The organism is Shewanella sp. A32, from assembly GCF_029167175.1.
In the GTDB taxonomy this organism is placed as follows: Bacteria; Pseudomonadota; Gammaproteobacteria; order Enterobacterales; family Shewanellaceae; genus Shewanella; species Shewanella yunxiaonensis.
The window spans coordinates 30,914-46,668 of the sequence record NZ_JARFTS010000027.1 but is presented as its reverse complement, the minus strand read 5'-3'; the positions used below and the strand labels follow the sequence as shown (position 1 = coordinate 46,668).

At 47.1% G+C, this 15,755-nt stretch carries 13 protein-coding genes and 1 tRNA gene; 10 read left to right on the top strand and 4 right to left on the bottom strand.

What is annotated here, in order from left to right; translation table 11 throughout:
• Positions 1–143: 143 nt before the first annotated feature.
• Both PY479_RS15620 and gltX read right to left on the bottom strand, forming a co-directional pair.
• Positions 144–219, bottom strand: a tRNA-Ala gene (locus tag PY479_RS15620).
• A 100-nt stretch (positions 220–319) separates the two neighbouring features.
• Positions 320–1,729, bottom strand: a complete 1,410-nt coding sequence (gene gltX / locus PY479_RS15615) for a glutamate--tRNA ligase (RefSeq protein WP_212595981.1) — start codon at positions 1,727–1,729, stop codon at positions 320–322.
• A gap of 390 nt (positions 1,730–2,119) precedes the next feature.
• On the opposite strand from gltX, the gene PY479_RS15610 reads away from it, so the two are divergent.
• The 5 genes from PY479_RS15610 to PY479_RS15590 all read left to right on the top strand — a co-directional run bounded on the left by PY479_RS15610 (position 2,120) and on the right by PY479_RS15590 (position 8,478).
• On the top strand, positions 2,120–3,148 hold the full coding sequence (locus PY479_RS15610) for a TRAP transporter substrate-binding protein (protein WP_212595980.1): 1,029 nt from the start codon (positions 2,120–2,122) through the stop codon (positions 3,146–3,148).
• A 49-nt stretch (positions 3,149–3,197) separates the two neighbouring features.
• Complete coding sequence (locus tag PY479_RS15605) at positions 3,198–3,854, top strand: TRAP transporter small permease (protein WP_212595979.1); 657 nt, start codon at positions 3,198–3,200, stop codon at positions 3,852–3,854.
• The gene (locus tag PY479_RS15600) at positions 3,851–5,248 is read left to right on the top strand and encodes a TRAP transporter large permease subunit (RefSeq protein WP_212595978.1); all 1,398 of its coding nucleotides are present in this window, start codon (positions 3,851–3,853) and stop codon (positions 5,246–5,248) included. The genes PY479_RS15605 and PY479_RS15600 overlap by 4 nt, the downstream gene beginning before the upstream one ends.
• A 69-nt stretch (positions 5,249–5,317) precedes the next feature.
• Positions 5,318–7,117: an ATP-binding protein gene (locus tag PY479_RS15595; protein WP_212595977.1), complete on the top strand. Its 1,800-nt coding sequence runs from the start codon at positions 5,318–5,320 to the stop codon at positions 7,115–7,117.
• Complete coding sequence (locus tag PY479_RS15590; RefSeq protein ID WP_212595976.1) at positions 7,114–8,478, top strand: sigma-54 dependent transcriptional regulator; 1,365 nt, start codon at positions 7,114–7,116, stop codon at positions 8,476–8,478. The genes PY479_RS15595 and PY479_RS15590 overlap by 4 nt, the downstream gene beginning before the upstream one ends.
• On the opposite strand, the gene PY479_RS15585 is transcribed toward PY479_RS15590, so the two are convergent.
• Positions 8,462–9,718, bottom strand: coding sequence for an MFS transporter (locus PY479_RS15585; RefSeq protein WP_275484314.1), 1,257 nt, complete (start codon positions 9,716–9,718; stop codon positions 8,462–8,464). The two genes, PY479_RS15590 and PY479_RS15585, sit on opposite strands and share 17 nt — an antisense overlap.
• Before the next feature lie 146 nt (positions 9,719–9,864).
• Here PY479_RS15585 and PY479_RS15580 point away from each other — a divergent pair, with 146 nt between their 5' ends.
• On the top strand, positions 9,865–10,746 hold the full coding sequence (locus PY479_RS15580) for a LysR family transcriptional regulator (protein WP_275484313.1): 882 nt from the start codon (positions 9,865–9,867) through the stop codon (positions 10,744–10,746).
• Between the two features lie 10 nt (positions 10,747–10,756).
• On the opposite strand, the gene tyrR is transcribed toward PY479_RS15580, so the two are convergent.
• The gene (tyrR, locus tag PY479_RS15575; protein ID WP_212595973.1) at positions 10,757–12,292 is read right to left on the bottom strand and encodes a transcriptional regulator TyrR; all 1,536 of its coding nucleotides are present in this window, start codon (positions 12,290–12,292) and stop codon (positions 10,757–10,759) included.
• 346 nt (positions 12,293–12,638) lie between these two features.
• On the opposite strand from tyrR, the gene galU reads away from it, so the two are divergent.
• From galU to PY479_RS15555, 4 genes are all read left to right on the top strand, one after another.
• On the top strand, positions 12,639–13,547 hold the full coding sequence (gene galU / locus PY479_RS15570) for a UTP--glucose-1-phosphate uridylyltransferase GalU (protein WP_212595972.1): 909 nt from the start codon (positions 12,639–12,641) through the stop codon (positions 13,545–13,547).
• Positions 13,547–14,560: a UDP-glucose 4-epimerase GalE gene (gene galE, locus PY479_RS15565; protein ID WP_212595971.1), complete on the top strand. Its 1,014-nt coding sequence runs from the start codon at positions 13,547–13,549 to the stop codon at positions 14,558–14,560. Before galU ends, galE begins: the two co-directional genes overlap by 1 nt.
• Positions 14,560–15,045 carry a ferredoxin-type protein NapF gene (gene napF / locus PY479_RS15560; protein WP_275484312.1) on the top strand — a complete coding sequence of 162 codons (486 nt, stop codon included), beginning with the start codon at positions 14,560–14,562 and terminating at the stop codon, positions 15,043–15,045. The genes galE and napF overlap by 1 nt, the downstream gene beginning before the upstream one ends.
• A gap of 119 nt (positions 15,046–15,164) precedes the next feature.
• Positions 15,165–15,581: a polymer-forming cytoskeletal protein gene (locus tag PY479_RS15555; protein WP_275484311.1), complete on the top strand. Its 417-nt coding sequence runs from the start codon at positions 15,165–15,167 to the stop codon at positions 15,579–15,581.
• Positions 15,582–15,755: the final 174 nt, after the last annotated feature.

Below are 15,755 nucleotides of genomic sequence, written 5' to 3'. Positions count from 1 at the left end.
CCTAGGCCTCTAGACGAAGGGGACCCTGGACTGAAACTTTACTCTGTTTCCTGAGGCGGTATGAAACCTGCTGACTCCTTTATTCCACCGATATAAGGCTGTATCAGTAAAATTGGCATCCCGAAGGACCCTGAATAAGAAATTGGTGGAGCTATGCGGGATCGAACCGCAGACCTCTTGCATGCCATGCAAGCGCTCTCCCAGCTGAGCTATAACCCCTAATCTCTTAAACATTTGAGCATGCTACAGCGAACTGTCACCCATGTCCCAAGTGCGAGGCGCATTCTATGCAGCACACCCAAATGTGTCAACGCATTTTTTAGGAATTTAATCTGGCTGCTACAAATTCAACCGCTTTGGAGATTCTTTGCTCGCAGCGCGCTTTTCCGATAAGAAACAGCGTAATATCTAAGGATGGAGATTGGCCGACACCAGTCACGGCAACACGCAGTGGCATACCCACTTTACCCATACCCACATCGAGTTCTGTCGCGGTTTCTTCAATGGCCTGATGCACCGCTTCCTGAGTCCATTCGGGTAAAGCGGCTAGCTTCTGCTGCACCAATTTTAATGGCTCCAGCGCCACCCCACGTAGATGCTTTTTGGCAGCGACTTCTTCAAACTCAGCAAAGTCTTCATAGAAGTAGCGGCTATGCTCAGCCATCTCCTTCAATGTTTTGCTACGTTCTGCCAAAGCAGTCACAACAGCAGACAATGCTGGACCATTGCTGGTATCAATCTTTTGATCCTGCATATGCCATTGCAAGAAACCGGCAACATACTCAGAGTCCAGCGTCTTCATGTAATGCTGGTTCAGCCATTGCAGTTTCTCGGTATTGAAAGCAGATGCGGCTTTGTTGATGTCATCCAGCTTGAAGTACTGCACCATCTCATCAAGAGAAAAGATCTCCTGATCGCCATGGGACCAACCCAAACGTACCAGGTAGTTCAACAATGCTTCCGGCAGATAGCCATCGTCACGATATTGCATCACACTGACTGCACCATGACGTTTTGACAATTTGGCACCATCATCACCAAGGATCATGGACACATGTGCGTACTCAGGAATAGGAGCGCCCAGTGCTTTCAATATATTGATCTGTTTCGGTGTATTGTTGATATGGTCTTCACCACGGATCACACAGGTGATCCCCATATCCCAGTCGTCCACTACCACACAGAAGTTATAGGTTGGAGTGCCATCACTACGTGCGATGATCAAGTCATCCAATTCTTCGTTGGCAATTTCAATACGGCCACGCACGTGGTCATCAAACACCACGCTGCCTTCTTGTGGCATTTTAAATCGGATTACGTAAGGCTCGTCGGTGTCACGCGGAGCGGCATCACGACAGCAGCCATCATATTTCTGACGTTCACCTTTAGCGGCCTGCTCTTCACGTAGCGTTTCCAAACGTTCTTTGGAGCAGTAACACTTGTAGGCTTTACCCTCTTCCAGCAGTTTTGCAATCACTTCATTGTAACGGTCAAAACGCTTGGTCTGGTAATAAGGGCCTTCGTCCCAATTCAGGCCAAGCCATTCCATACCTTCAAGAATGGCATCCACTGCTGCCTGGGTTGAACGCTCCAGATCCGTATCCTCAATACGCAGTACAAACTCACCCTTATTGGCCCGTGCATGAAGCCAGGAATAAAGAGCTGTACGGGCACCGCCCACATGTAAATAGCCGGTTGGGCTAGGAGCAAAACGCGTCTTGGTGGTCATAATCGAACACAAACCTTATTGATAAGGAGCCTGTTCACAGGCGAGTGAAAAAAGAGCGCTTATTCTACCAGCCCTGGCAACAAAGGGGAAAGATCAAACCGTAGCGATATCTTGGTGATACCTCATTGCTATTGCGCAGTTAAATGGGTGGAATTCCACCCATCGACCATTTAAATGTGAGCCATTTCTCACACATATATATTTTACATGTGACATACGTCAAACAATCTACACTTTAAGAACCAATAAGTTACAGGAAAGTTAACAAATTGGCGCGCAACTTGCCTTTAGTCAGGGCAACCATTGGGAAATAAAGCTGTTTTCCCGGGTACAGATACGGATTTTATGGGGCTCGTATCTGGAAAACATATAAATCAGAAGGATTAAACGATGACTATAAAAAGTACTAAGCACATCAGTCTGTTGTCTCAGTCGTTGAAGACGTTGGCAAAACTGGCAATCGTCGGTTCAGTGATGGCCACCAGCTTCTTAGCTTCTGCTGAGCCGATAGAAATCAAGTTTTCTCACGTAGTAGCTGAAAATACCCCTAAGGGTCAGGCAGCACTGAAGTTTAAAGAGTTAGTGGAAAAGCGCTTACCAGGGGAATACACCGTGAGTGTTTTTCCTAACTCACAGTTATTTGGTGACAATAACGAATTAGCGGCACTGCTACTGAACGACGTTCAGTTTGTTGCGCCATCCCTCTCTAAATTTGAACGTTATACCAAAAAACTGCAGCTGTTCGATCTGCCGTTCCTGTTCAAAGATATGGATGCGGTAGAGCGTTTCCAGCAAAGTGAAGAAGGTCAGAAGTTGCTGGGGTCCATGAAGCGCAAAGGCCTTGTCGGTATTGGTTATCTGCATAATGGTATGAAGCAGTTCTCTGCGAATGAACCATTACTGTTACCAAAGGATGCAGAAGGTAAGAAATTCCGCGTAATGGCATCTGATGTGTTAGCCGCACAATTTGAAACATTGAACGCTATGGCTGTTAAAAAGCCATTTTCTGAAGTGTTCACGCTGCTGCAAACTCGCGCAATCGACGGTCAGGAAAACACCTGGTCTAACATCTACTCTAAGAAATTCTACGAAGTTCAGTCATACATTACAGAAAGTAACCATGGGGTGCTTGACTACATGGTGGTGACTTCAGATACCTTCTGGAAGAGCTTACCTGCAGATAAACGCAAAGTAATCAAAGAGTGTATGGATGAAGCAATTGCCTACGGTAACAAAATGGCCGCAGACAAAAACGCTGAAGATCGCCAGGCCATTATTGATTCAAAAGAATCAAAAGTGGTTGAGCTGACGCCGGAGCAACGTCAGGCTTGGGTTGATACCATGAAGCCTGTATGGGGCAAGTTCGAAGATCAAATTGGTAAAGAAGTGATTGACGCTGCGGTAGCAGCCAACCAGTAAAGTTGTCTGGGGGCTGGCGACAGCCCCCCTTTTCCACTGGGGATGGATTATGTTATCTCGATTCTTTGCTTATTTCGAAGAAGGCTTTCTTAATGTGCTGATTTCCGCCATGACCATTCTGGTTTTCGTGGAAGTCGTCGCCCGGTTCTTCTTTAACGTTGGTTTTCTGTGGATGCAAGAACTAACACTCACCATAGCTGGCTGGTTTGTCCTATTTGGGATGTCCTATGGCGTCAAAGTAGGTGCGCACATTGGTGTAGACGCCTTTGTGAAAAAACTGCCCCGCAGAGGCCGCAAATATACCGCATTGGTAGCCGTCATTATCTGTCTGGTGTATTGCTGTCTGTTCCTGATCGGCAGTTGGGATTACCTGAAGCAGATGTATGAGACGGGTGTTCCAATGGAGGATATTTCTTTCCCGCAAGCCTGGATGGCAAACCTTGATGCAGACAAAATCTGGGACACCTGGCGCATAGATGTGGAAGATCCCCGAGTGCCATTATGGATGTCACAAAGCATTCTGTTATTCGGCTTTTCAATGCTGACCTGGCGCTTTGTCGAACTCTTCATTGCCGTAGTACGTAACCAATCTATTGGCTTTAGCTTCCATGATGAAGCCAAAGAAAGCATGCAGTTGGCGGATGAAAATTCCAACAACGGTAACACCCACGACAACAATCATTCAGATCCACAGGTGAAACCATGACAATTGCTACGCTGTTTATCACACTGTTTCTCTGTATGCTGCTCGGGATGCCGATCGCAATTGCGCTGGGTTTCTCCAGCATGCTGACCATTTTGTTATTTTCCAATGATTCGCTAGCTTCCGTGGCGCTAAAGCTTTACGCCTCGACTTCAGAACACTATACCCTGTTGGCAATTCCATTTTTTATCCTGTCTTCGGCTTTTCTATCGACCGGCGGTGTTGCCAGACGCATTATCGATTTCGCGATGGATAGTGTCGGCCATATCCGTGGCGGCCTGGCAATGGCATCCGTCATGGCGTGTATGTTATTTGCTGCGGTATCAGGTTCATCACCCGCGACCGTAGCTGCCATTGGTTCAATTGTAATCGTCGGGATGGTTCGCGCCGGATACCCGGAGAAATTCGCCGCTGGGGTTATTACCACCTCGGGAACACTGGGGATCCTTATCCCACCATCCATTGTGATGCTGGTGTACGCTGCCGCGACTGAAGTCTCTGCTGCCAGAATGTTTATGGCGGGCTTGATCCCAGGTCTGATGATGGGTGGTTTATTGATGGTTGCCATCTATATTACAGCCCGTATCAAAGGTCTGCCGTCCCAGCCATTCCCGGGATTTAACAAATTGTCCATCTCTTTTGCCAAAGCAATGGGTGGACTGATGCTAATCGTCATCGTCCTTGGCTCGATTTACGGTGGTGTAGCCAGTCCGACTGAGGCGGCGGCGGTAGCGTGTATCTACGCCTATCTGGTTGCAGTCTTCGGTTATCGAGATATCGGGCCATTGAAAAATGTCGCTTGGCGCAACAAAGGTGAAGCACTACCGGCAGCGATTCTTCGCAACCTGTGGCATGTAGTACTGGGTATCATAAAAACGCCGACGGATAAGGAAGTGCGCACAGTGGTGCGTGATGGGGCCAAAGTGTCCATTATGCTGCTGTTTATCATCGGTAACGCGATGTTGTTCGCGCATGTGCTGACGACCGAACGCATTCCGCATCATATTGCTGAAGCAATTGTAGGCTGGGGACTACCAGCATGGGGCTTCCTGATCATCGTTAACTTGCTGTTATTAGCAGCAGGTAACTTTATGGAACCCTCCGCGATTCTGCTGATCATGGCGCCAATTCTGTTCCCTATTGCCGTCAAACTTGGTATCGACCCGATCCACCTGGGCATTATCATGGTGGTTAACATGGAAATCGGTATGTTAACGCCACCGGTAGGACTCAACTTGTTTGTGACGTCGGGAATTACCAACAAAAGTATCGGCTGGGTCATCAAAGCCTGCCTGCCATGGCTGCTGTTGTTACTGTTCTTCCTCGTGTTAATCACTTATGTGCCGCAGATATCGCTGGTACTGCCAGAGTTTCTTGACAGTCTGCGAAATCCTTAGCCCTTGAAAAAACATGAAGTATCGGCGAGTCTAGGCCAGACTCGCCGTAATTCAAGGCAATGGCCCGACATGCAAACGCAATCCTCTCCGCGTAAGCGCCTGCTGATCAGTATCTTGCTGATCGCAGGGCTTATTGCGATGTTAAAACTGACATATTGGTATCATTTGGAACAGGGCTTCTCCAGAGCACTGCCATTGGCCAATCGGCAATTAGAAGAAGTCATTAATTTCATTGATGGCGCCTTAATTCGCTACGAAAGCATTCCCCATGTACTGTCAACCAACCCGCTGTTGGCTAAAGCATTGAAACTCAGTAATGACAGTAACGAAATAAAACATATCAATCGCTATTTTGAAGAAATTCAGCACGTCACTGAAGCTTCGGACATCTATCTACTCAACCAAAGCGGCGATGCCGTGGCGGCCAGCAATTGGCAAAAACCTTACTCATTCATCGGGCAAAATTACGCCTTTCGTCCTTACTACACCGAAGCAATGGCTGGCCGACTGGGCAGTTACTATGCAGTGGGAACATCCTCTGATACTCGCGGCTTTTATTTCTCCTATCCGATCCAGGAAAAGGGAGAAGTCCTGGGAGTAATTGTGGTCAAGGTCGATATCGCTGATATCGAAGAACAGCTCACTGGCCTGGCAAAATCAGGACAATATGAACTCGCTATCAGTGGTGACGATCAGGTGATCTTTGTTGCCAGCATGGACAGTTGGCGGCTCAAATCTCTGGTTCCGTTAGATGAGAATAGTCGTCAGGCAATCTATCAAAGTCGCCGTTATGCTAACCGGATCATTACGGCGCTCACCGTAAAGCCGCCCTACTCGCCTTTTGAACATTCGGTAACAGCACCGATTTATCAAATTCCCACCGATGATGGTAAAGCTCAGTATATTGATTCTCGCAGTGAAATGACCAAAGCTGGCTGGAATGTGCATGTCATGACTCCGGTAAAGCCATTATATTCCGCGTTACCGCCGCTACTGATGTTATCTGCTTGCCTTTATCTATTGGCGGCGTTGGGATTACTGTTCAGTCTTGAACGTCGTAAAAACATGCAGCGAATGCAGTTAGCACAACAATTGTTGGAACATCGGGTTCAGGAACGTACACAAGAGTTACAAGATGCCAACGATAAGCTTCAGGAAACACAAGACGAACTAGTTCAGGCCGCAAAACTGACGGTTATAGGCAGCCTTTCTGCCAGCATTAATCATGAAATCAACCAGCCGTTAGCCGCGTTACGCAGTTATGCGCAAAATACCCAAATTTTGCTGAGCCGCAATATGCAGGATAAAGCGCAGGAAAATCTGACCACTATCATCAGTCTGGCTGACCGACTGGCGGATATTGTCTCGCAATTCAAAAGTTTTACCCGCAAAAACAAAGGTCAGGATAAGCTTACCGATATTCGTGCGACCGTCGAAGATGCATTGACCATTGTCACTCCGGAAATTGAAAAGCAACATGTTGAATTGCAGATACAAATACCAGACACCCCATTACGGTTTTTTGGTGATAAAGTAAGATTACAGCAGGTGCTGGTAAATCTAATCAGCAATGCCATCACCGCGATGCAGCAATCTGTAGAGCGGCGGCTAAACATCACTATCAGCGCCGGAGACCAACTTTGTATTGAGATCCGCGATTCCGGTCCCGGGGTAAATGAAAGCCAAATGGAAAAGATATTTGAACCGTATTTCACAACCAGCCAACGACAAGGACTAGGATTGGGCTTGTCTATCTCCCGAAGGATTGTGGAATCGATGAATGGCAGTATCACCGTAGCCAATGCCGCTAGCGGCGGTGCCGAATTTAAGATCTTGCTGCCATTATGTCCTGCAGAGGAACACGCATGAGCAATGAAGACATCACTGTGCTTGTTTTGGATGATGAGCCTCACATCGGTACAGTGTTAACACAATTATTTGAATTAGAGGGTATTTCTGCCAAATCCAGTACCCAGCCTCAAGACATTTTAAAACTGCTTGATAGAAACTGGATGGGCGTTGTCATCACGGACGTCAATATGCCGGGGATGGATGGCATCAGTGTGATGCATCAGATCCAGCAGCGAGATGCCGATATTCCGGTGATTTTAATTACCGGTTTTGGTGATATAGCAATGGCAGTCAGTGCCGTAAAACAAGGCGCTTATGATTTCCTGGAAAAGCCGTTTAACAACGAACACATTCTTGATGTTGTCAAACGGGCATTGGAGAAACGAGCACTCACATTAGAAAACCGTAAGCTGAAACAGGAACTGGAATCCCAGAGTCTGCCGGGCCCCCGCATCCTCGGTAATAGCCCTGGGATCCGCCAGATGCGTCACATCATCCATCAGGTACTGGATACCCCCGCCGATATATTGGTACATGGCGAAACGGGGACAGGGAAAGAGCTTGTCGCTCGTTATCTGCACGACCACAGCCCCAGAGGTGCCGCTAATTTTGTTGCCATTAACTGTGGTGCTATTCCAGAAACCATTATCGAGAGTGAATTATTTGGTGCCGAAGCCGGCGCGTTTACTGGTGCGGAAAAGACCCGCATTGGGAAGTTTGAATATGCTAACGGCGGCACTTTATTTCTGGATGAAATCGAAAGCACGCCAATGTCACTGCAGGTTAAATTATTGCGGGTTCTGGAAGATCGTAAGGTGGTACGTCTAGGATCTAATAAAAGTATCGATCTGGATATTCGCATTATCGCTGCAACTAAAGTGGACCTAAAAGCCCTGTGCGACAAAGGGGAATTTCGTCATGATCTCTTCTATCGGTTGAATTTAGTAACCATTGAAATCCCGCCGCTGCGAGACAGGAGAGAAGATATTTCGTTGTTATTTCTGCATTTTTCCAGAGTAGCGTCCGCCAGGTATCACAAAGAGCTCATTGCATTGGATGCGTCACAGGTTGCCCGATTAAGTACTTATGAATGGCCAGGTAACGTGCGCGAACTGCGTAATCTTGCGGAACGTTATGTGTTACTTGGCGCAGACGCAGCTTTTGGAGCCATGAGCAGTGGTGACCCACTCCACAGTGGTATGTCACTCACTCAGCGGGTGGAGTTTTTCGAACGCCTACTGATTGAAGATGCCCTTAACCATAATAAGGGCTCAATTAAAAACACCATGGAACAGTTGGAATTGCCACGTAAAACGCTCTACGACAAAATGCGCAAATACGGACTGGAACGCAAAGATTTCATTAATGATGAGCTTTAACTAGCTGAGGTTGTGATGCAGCGGCGGCCAGCCGTTGCTCACTGCCCAATCGCCACACCGCTATGGTTATCACCACCATCAACAGTAATGAACCCACCACAATGCCCTGCCAGGCATTATGATGCCAGAACATCATCAGATAAGGCCCCCCCATCGCAGCGCCAAAATAGTAAAAACATAAATACAGAGATGTTGCCTTAGCTCGGTGACGATTTGCCCGCATCGCAACAAAAGAGTTACAACAACTGTGCGTAACAAAGAAGCCACAGCTACTGAGCAAAAAGCCAATACAAATGGTGATTTGATTTTCTACCAGTGTCAGTAAGGTGCCGGATAGCATCAATAACAAGGAGATCTTGAATAACGGTAACTGCCCATGGCGTGAAATCCAGCGCGCGGTAAAATATGAGGCAATGGTACCGCTGGAATAGCAGAGAAATATCAAGGTAGCCTGAAACCGGCTCCAGTCATAAGGTTCATCCATCAACCGCAATTGAATGAAACTGTACTGGTTCACCATCATCATAAAGGTCACACCACCGATGATATAAGCCAGCCGCATTTGGCTGTCTTGCAGATGCCGCCAGAAGCCGCGCAGATCGATGAGGCCTTCCTGGCTGAATTGCCAGTGCCGAGCACGATGTTCTCGCTTGGTGGCACTGTCAGTACTGGGCAGCAACCATTGGGTAATCGCCACGCCAATCATGCTTACGACTAACAGCACCCACATAGCACTTTGCCAATCCAGATACTGAGATAACGCCCCACCAAGTAACCGCCCGACAATCCCCCCAAAACTGTTGGCCGTGATATAGACTGCGGCGGCTTTTAACATGGTCTGCGGCTGCAATTGCTCTTTGAAATAAGCCATTGCAATTGCCGGTAACGATGCCAATAAAACACCTTGCAACAAGCGCACAGCAACCAGGCCATTAAAACTATCCACATAAATCAGCAACAGATTGGACAATGCCAATGCCCACAGGCTCCAAACAATCGGCTTGTGGCGCCCAATACGATCCGAGATTACCGCATAGATAAGCAACGAAAACGCTAGCGTAAAACTGGTGACAGATAACACCAAGGTAGAGCGGGCAGTCGATACATGAAAGTGTTCAGCGATCAGCGGTAACATCCCCTGCATCATGTACAAATTGATGTAAATGCCAATTGAAGCTACGCATAACGCCCAGATCAGCCGGGTATCCCGAGACATGCGTGCCAGTGAGCCGCTTACCATGATGTGACATACCTCAAACTTTTTATCAACTGCACTAAGATTAGCACGCGCTAAAACATAACAATAATAGATAAAAAATATGACTTTCATTGTTTTTTGTTATGCTAGTCACTACCCATCCTTACCTTTATTGATAAAGCCGGGCAATGGACATCAAACAGCTGAAACATCTGGAAGCACTTATCCGCTATGGCAGCTTCACCCGTGCGGCGGAGAAACTTAACATGGCACAGCCAGCGCTGAGCCAAAGCATTAAACGCCTGGAGCTGTCATTGGGGGTAACGCTGGTAGATCGAAGTCAGCGTAAGCAAGAAAGCGGCCTCAAATTAACGGCTGAAGGCGAAACGCTACATCAACATGCACTGTTAATTCTGAAACAGGTACAACAGGCCGAAAACCACATCCGTTCGATGGCCCAATTGTCATTGGGGGAAGTACGCGTCGCCGTGCCTGGCATGCTCGGTTCTTTTTATCTCCCCAGTCGTCTGATGGCATTTCGGCACAAATATCCTGGACTGAAACTGTCGCTATTTGAGGGTGGAACCCGCGATGCATTGCGGATGCTTGATCAGCAGGAAGTCGATATTGCGATCATCACTGCACAGGATCTGAAACCTGAATTTGATTCGAAAGTACTGATCAACGAACAGATGGTGGTTGCCACGTCACCAGAACATCCATTAGCAGAGCAAAGCAGTGTTACCTTGGCACAATTCTTTGACCATGATTTAGTGATGTTCAAACGCGGCTATTACCACCGTGAGTGGATCCTTCAACAAGCAGAAGAGTTAGGGCTACATCCGAAGATCGCATTTGAAACCAACCTGATCAATCTTATCAAGCAGGTCGTCAGTCAGGGATATGCCATTACTACCGTATTGGAAATGGTGATCACCCCCAAAGATGGCATCGTGGCGTTACCTTTTTTACCGCCAGTGTATCTGGAACTGCATATTGCCTGGAAAAAACAGCGACCATTAAGTCAGGCCGATCAAGCGTTTGTCGCATTTTTGCTAGAAAACACCTGATCGCTTCAGCTCATTCCTTATTGATGCCGTAATCACGCAACTTATTAGCAATCGCGGTATGTGATACTCCCAGCTTTTTGGCCAGTTGCCGGGTGGATGGATAAGCGGGATAAAGACGACGCAGCAAGTTGGCCTCATACTGTTTCATCGCTTGCTCCAACGTCCCGTCGAACTGAGCATCGACGTAACCTTGAGCTTCATCATGATTAGGCAGTTTAAGCTGTTCAACTGACAGTTCACCGGCCCCATCCCACATAGACACCGCGCGGAAAATAGCATTTTTCAGCTGCCGTACATTTCCCGGCCAAGCGTATGACTGCATAAAGCTACGACATTTAGGGGATATCCGGCGTACCGGACAAGATAACTGAGCGCAGTAATGTGCCAAAAACATCTCTGCCAACGGCAAAATATCGACTTTGCGTTCCCGTAACGCTGGTAGATGAAATGCCAGCACATGGATCCGATGATACAGATCATCTCGAAACAGTCCTTGCTGACAGCGAGCAGGCAGATCCTCTTGGGTCGAACAAATAATTCTGACATCCGGTCGGACATCCTCTTCGCCCCCGACACGTCGAAAACTGCCATCCTGCAACAATCGCAACAGTTTTACTTGCGCCGCAGAAGACATCTCGGCTACTTCATCCAGAAATACGGTGCCGCCCTGGGCTTCCTCAAAAAATCCACGCTTTATCAGCTGGCCCTGACTGGCATATCCGAACAGTTCTTCTTCAACCGCACTATCAGGGATCGCCGCACAGTTGATGGCAACAAAGGGCTTTTCCCGACGCATACTGGCGTCATGACAAGCCCTGGCCATCATCTCTTTTCCGGTTCCAGTTTCCCCGGTGATAAGTAGCGGCGCATCAAGTTGCGCCATGCGTTCTGCTTGTTTGAGCACTTGCTGCATACGCTCACTCACAGCCAGCACATTGGCAAATCCTTTATTCTGACTTTGCAGTGCATTGAACTGCTGACCGACCCTGGCCGGACTTTTCAGCATCACCACGGCTCCGGCCCGAATTTCTCCTTCTTCGTCATCCGGTAGCATCACAGGTAACATCTCGGCCAGATATTCACTGGTGCCAATACGAACTCTGGCTGACTGTGGCAATAACTGCGGCTCACCCAGCCAACGTCCAAAATTGAATCCTTGCACCCAGTGATTTAAAGGTTCATCCAAAATTTCATGAACCTGCATTCCCAACATAAACTGGGCAGCGTCATTAGCAATACGTATTCGGCCTTTGGCATCGAGAGAAAAGACACCATCCGGCAGCGTCTTCAGCAGTGTTTTCAGCGCATAGTGCTCCTGCTCTGAAGGCATAAAGGCAACCGTTCTGACATCGTAGACAGCTTCGATTTTGCGGATCTGCGGCATCAGTGCGCTGAGCACATCAAATGAAATATCGGCAAATTGCAGATAGAAAAAACCTTTATTGCTGGCATCGATAGACATCAGATTGATGCCGTACGTTTCCAGCACAATCAATATATCTTTCGCCAGACCGACTCGATCCTGACAGCTGATTTCCAGACGCATAATGACGGCATTCCCTTATGATCTTTTAAGGCTTTTAGTTGGTGCTGCGGCATCTATCAGATACCCACACAGACTCGTTTATAACGTTAGAGGGTTCTGATCAAAGTGGCAAGACATCTTTACACTCAAAGATGGATTTGCACGTGACTGCCGAGAAAATAACCACCGCTACTAAATAACGATCCCGTTGTTAACCCCCTATAATTTTTATCGGATAAATCAGTTAACTCTTAGCCATGCAGGTTAAAACTGTCATGAAGCCCTCACGATTCACATAGCATTTATTTGCTGTTTGTTTACAATGACAAGCTTTCAGATGGCCTAGAAATAAAGGAAATGGAAGCCAATGAAATCCAGCATTATTCGTAAAGCCGTTATCCCTGTCGCCGGACTTGGCACCCGTATGTTACCTGCAACCAAAGCAATCCCTAAAGAGATGTTGCCGGTAGTAGATCGCCCGTTAATCCAATATGTTGTGAATGAAGCCATTGCCGCGGGTATCAAAGAAATTGTATTGGTGACACATGCCAGTAAAAATTCTATTGAGAACCACTTTGACACCAGCTTTGAGTTGGAAGCCCAACTGGAACGTCGTGTAAAACGTCAGTTGCTGGATGAAGTTCAGGCAATCTGCCCGAAAGACGTTACCATCATCAGTGTCCGTCAGGCAGAAGCCAAAGGACTGGGACATGCCATTTTATGTGCTAAACCTGTGGTCGGTGATAATCCCTTTGCTGTATTGCTGCCCGATGTCCTCATCGATGAAGCCAGTTGCGATCTTAAGCAAGATAACCTAGCCGCTATGGTTAATCTCTACGGTGAAACAGCTAATGGGCAGATCATGGTCGAAGGGGTACCACAGGAATTAGTCGATCAGTATGGTATTGCCGATGTCAGCGGTCAGAAGCTGCACCCAGGTGATTCAGCGCCGCTAGCAGAACTGATTGAAAAACCTGCCGTTGATGAAGCACCGTCTAACCTCGCCGTGGTAGGACGTTACGTCTTGCCAGCGGAAATCTGGCCACTATTAGCCAAAACACCTAGTGGGGCCGGTGGAGAAATTCAGTTAACTGATGCCATCGCTATGTTGATGCAACAGCAGCAAGTTAACGCTTACTACATGAAGGGTAAGAGCCATGACTGCGGTAACAAATTAGGATACATGCAGGCGATTGTTGAACATGCCGTACGCCATCGTGATTTAGGCGTCGAATTTACCCGTTATTTGAAGCAATTTGTGAAAGGATTGGATTGATGAACGTTTTGGTTACCGGTGGCGCTGGCTACATAGGCAGCCACACTTTGGTAGAAATGCTCAACGCTGGCATGGATGCGGTGGTTGTCGATAATCTTTGCAATTCATCGGCTGAATCGCTGTTACGTGTGGAGCAATTAACTGGAAGAACCGTACAGTTTTATCAGGGCGATATTCTCAATAAACCCTTGATGCAAAAAATATTCGCTGATCATAAATTTGATGCGGTTATTCACTTCGCTGGTCTTAAAGCTGTCGGAGAGTCCGTCGCAAAACCGTTGAAATACTATCAAAACAATGTGTGCGGCACCTTAATTCTGTGCGAAGTCATGCAGGAAGCCGGTGTGCATAATCTGGTATTCAGCTCTTCTGCTACAGTTTATGGCGATCCTGCCAGTCTGCCGATCACGGAAGACTTTCCCACCAGCGCGACCAACCCCTATGGTCAGTCCAAACTCATGGTGGAAAATATTCTGGCAGATTTTCAGCGCGCAAACCCACAATGGAATATCGCCCGGTTACGTTATTTCAATCCAGTAGGTGCGCATGAAAGCGGCATTATAGGGGAAGATCCCAATGATATTCCTAACAATCTGATGCCTTACATTTCACAAGTCGCCATCGGCAAAAGAGAAAAGCTCAGCATTTTCGGCAATGATTATCCAACTCCTGATGGAACGGGTGTCCGTGACTATATTCATGTTGTGGATTTAGCCATTGGCCATGTTAAAGCCCTGGAAAAGCTACAAACATCCCCAGGATTAGTCACCTATAACCTGGGCACCGGTCAGGGTTATAGTGTGCTCGATATGGTGAGTGCTTTTGAAAAGGCATGTGGTAAGAAAATTCCCTATCAGATAGCGCCACGCAGAGCGGGTGATATTGCCGCTTGCTATGCCGATCCTACATATGCGTTGCAGGAACTGGGATGGAAAGCGACACACACGCTGCAAGATATGGTGAATTCAAGTTGGCACTGGCAATCTAAAAATCCCAATGGATACCATGCCTAATGGTTGACTCTTTCCGTCGCCGTTTATTTTCTGGCAGTTCCAAAGCGGGCTCACTAATAAGACCGCCTTGGAGCGTGCCAGAAACAAAATTTACCGATCACTGTAGTCGCTGTAACAAGTGCATAGAAAGCTGTGAAACAAGCGTTCTGGTCATCGGTGATGGCGGATTCCCAGCCATTAACTTTCAGCGGGCAGAATGTACATTCTGCGGGAAATGCGCCGAAGTCTGCCCAGAACCGGTGTTTGAGTCCACGATTCTTCCACCATGGCAAATCGTGGCCAGTATCAAGCCAACTTGCTTAACATACCAAGGCGTCGCTTGCCAAAGCTGTAAAGACTTCTGTGGCGAGTCTGCAATCGCTTTTTCTCACAAAGTGGGCGAAATGCCGCACCCCCTTGTGAATATCTCACAATGCACCGGGTGTGGAGCCTGCGTGAGTGCCTGCCCAATATCCGCAATTAATATCAGTATCCCTAATACCTGATCCAATGACCAAATAAAGCGAAAGTTGTTTTGCTGTCGCCTGTCAAATCTTTGTGGTTTTGCTAAGGATAATTTCCCGATAACATCATGCTAACTTTGACTGCGATAAAAGGTTCGATAATGTTTGGTAAAAGCAAAAAAAACGCAGAAATTACTTATATTGCCGCCGGATGTACCATCACTGGAGAAACCGAGTTTATCGGCAACGCCCTGATTGGTGGCACTATTTTTGGGAAAGTGGTCGCAGAGCAGAATGTCACCATTGAACCTAAAGGTTTGATTGATGGCCAACTTGCCTGCCAAGAATTAAAGGTATCCGGCATATTTAAAGGCAAACTTCAGTGTGAACGACTCATCATTACCAGTTCTGGCACTGTGGAAGGGGAAGTGGCAAGCAAAACCATGGAAATTTTTGAAGGTGGCCAATTTATTGGGGTTCGAGTCAAAGAAGAGATGAACCTGCTGCAAGATCTTAATAGCGAAAATAAACTTAATAAAAACAATTTGTTTGAAGGGCTTGAGTTGCAATCTGAGTAATTGAGCAAAATTTGAATGTAATTTTGTCTAACCACGTGGCGAGGCTTATGACATAGATCACAATTTTATTACATGAAAAGCTGAAATACGCATATAAGGCGGGTTATCACAGTTATTTTCAAAACTTATGTTTAGAATTACATGATATTTCGTAAGTTAATTAACTTTAACTAG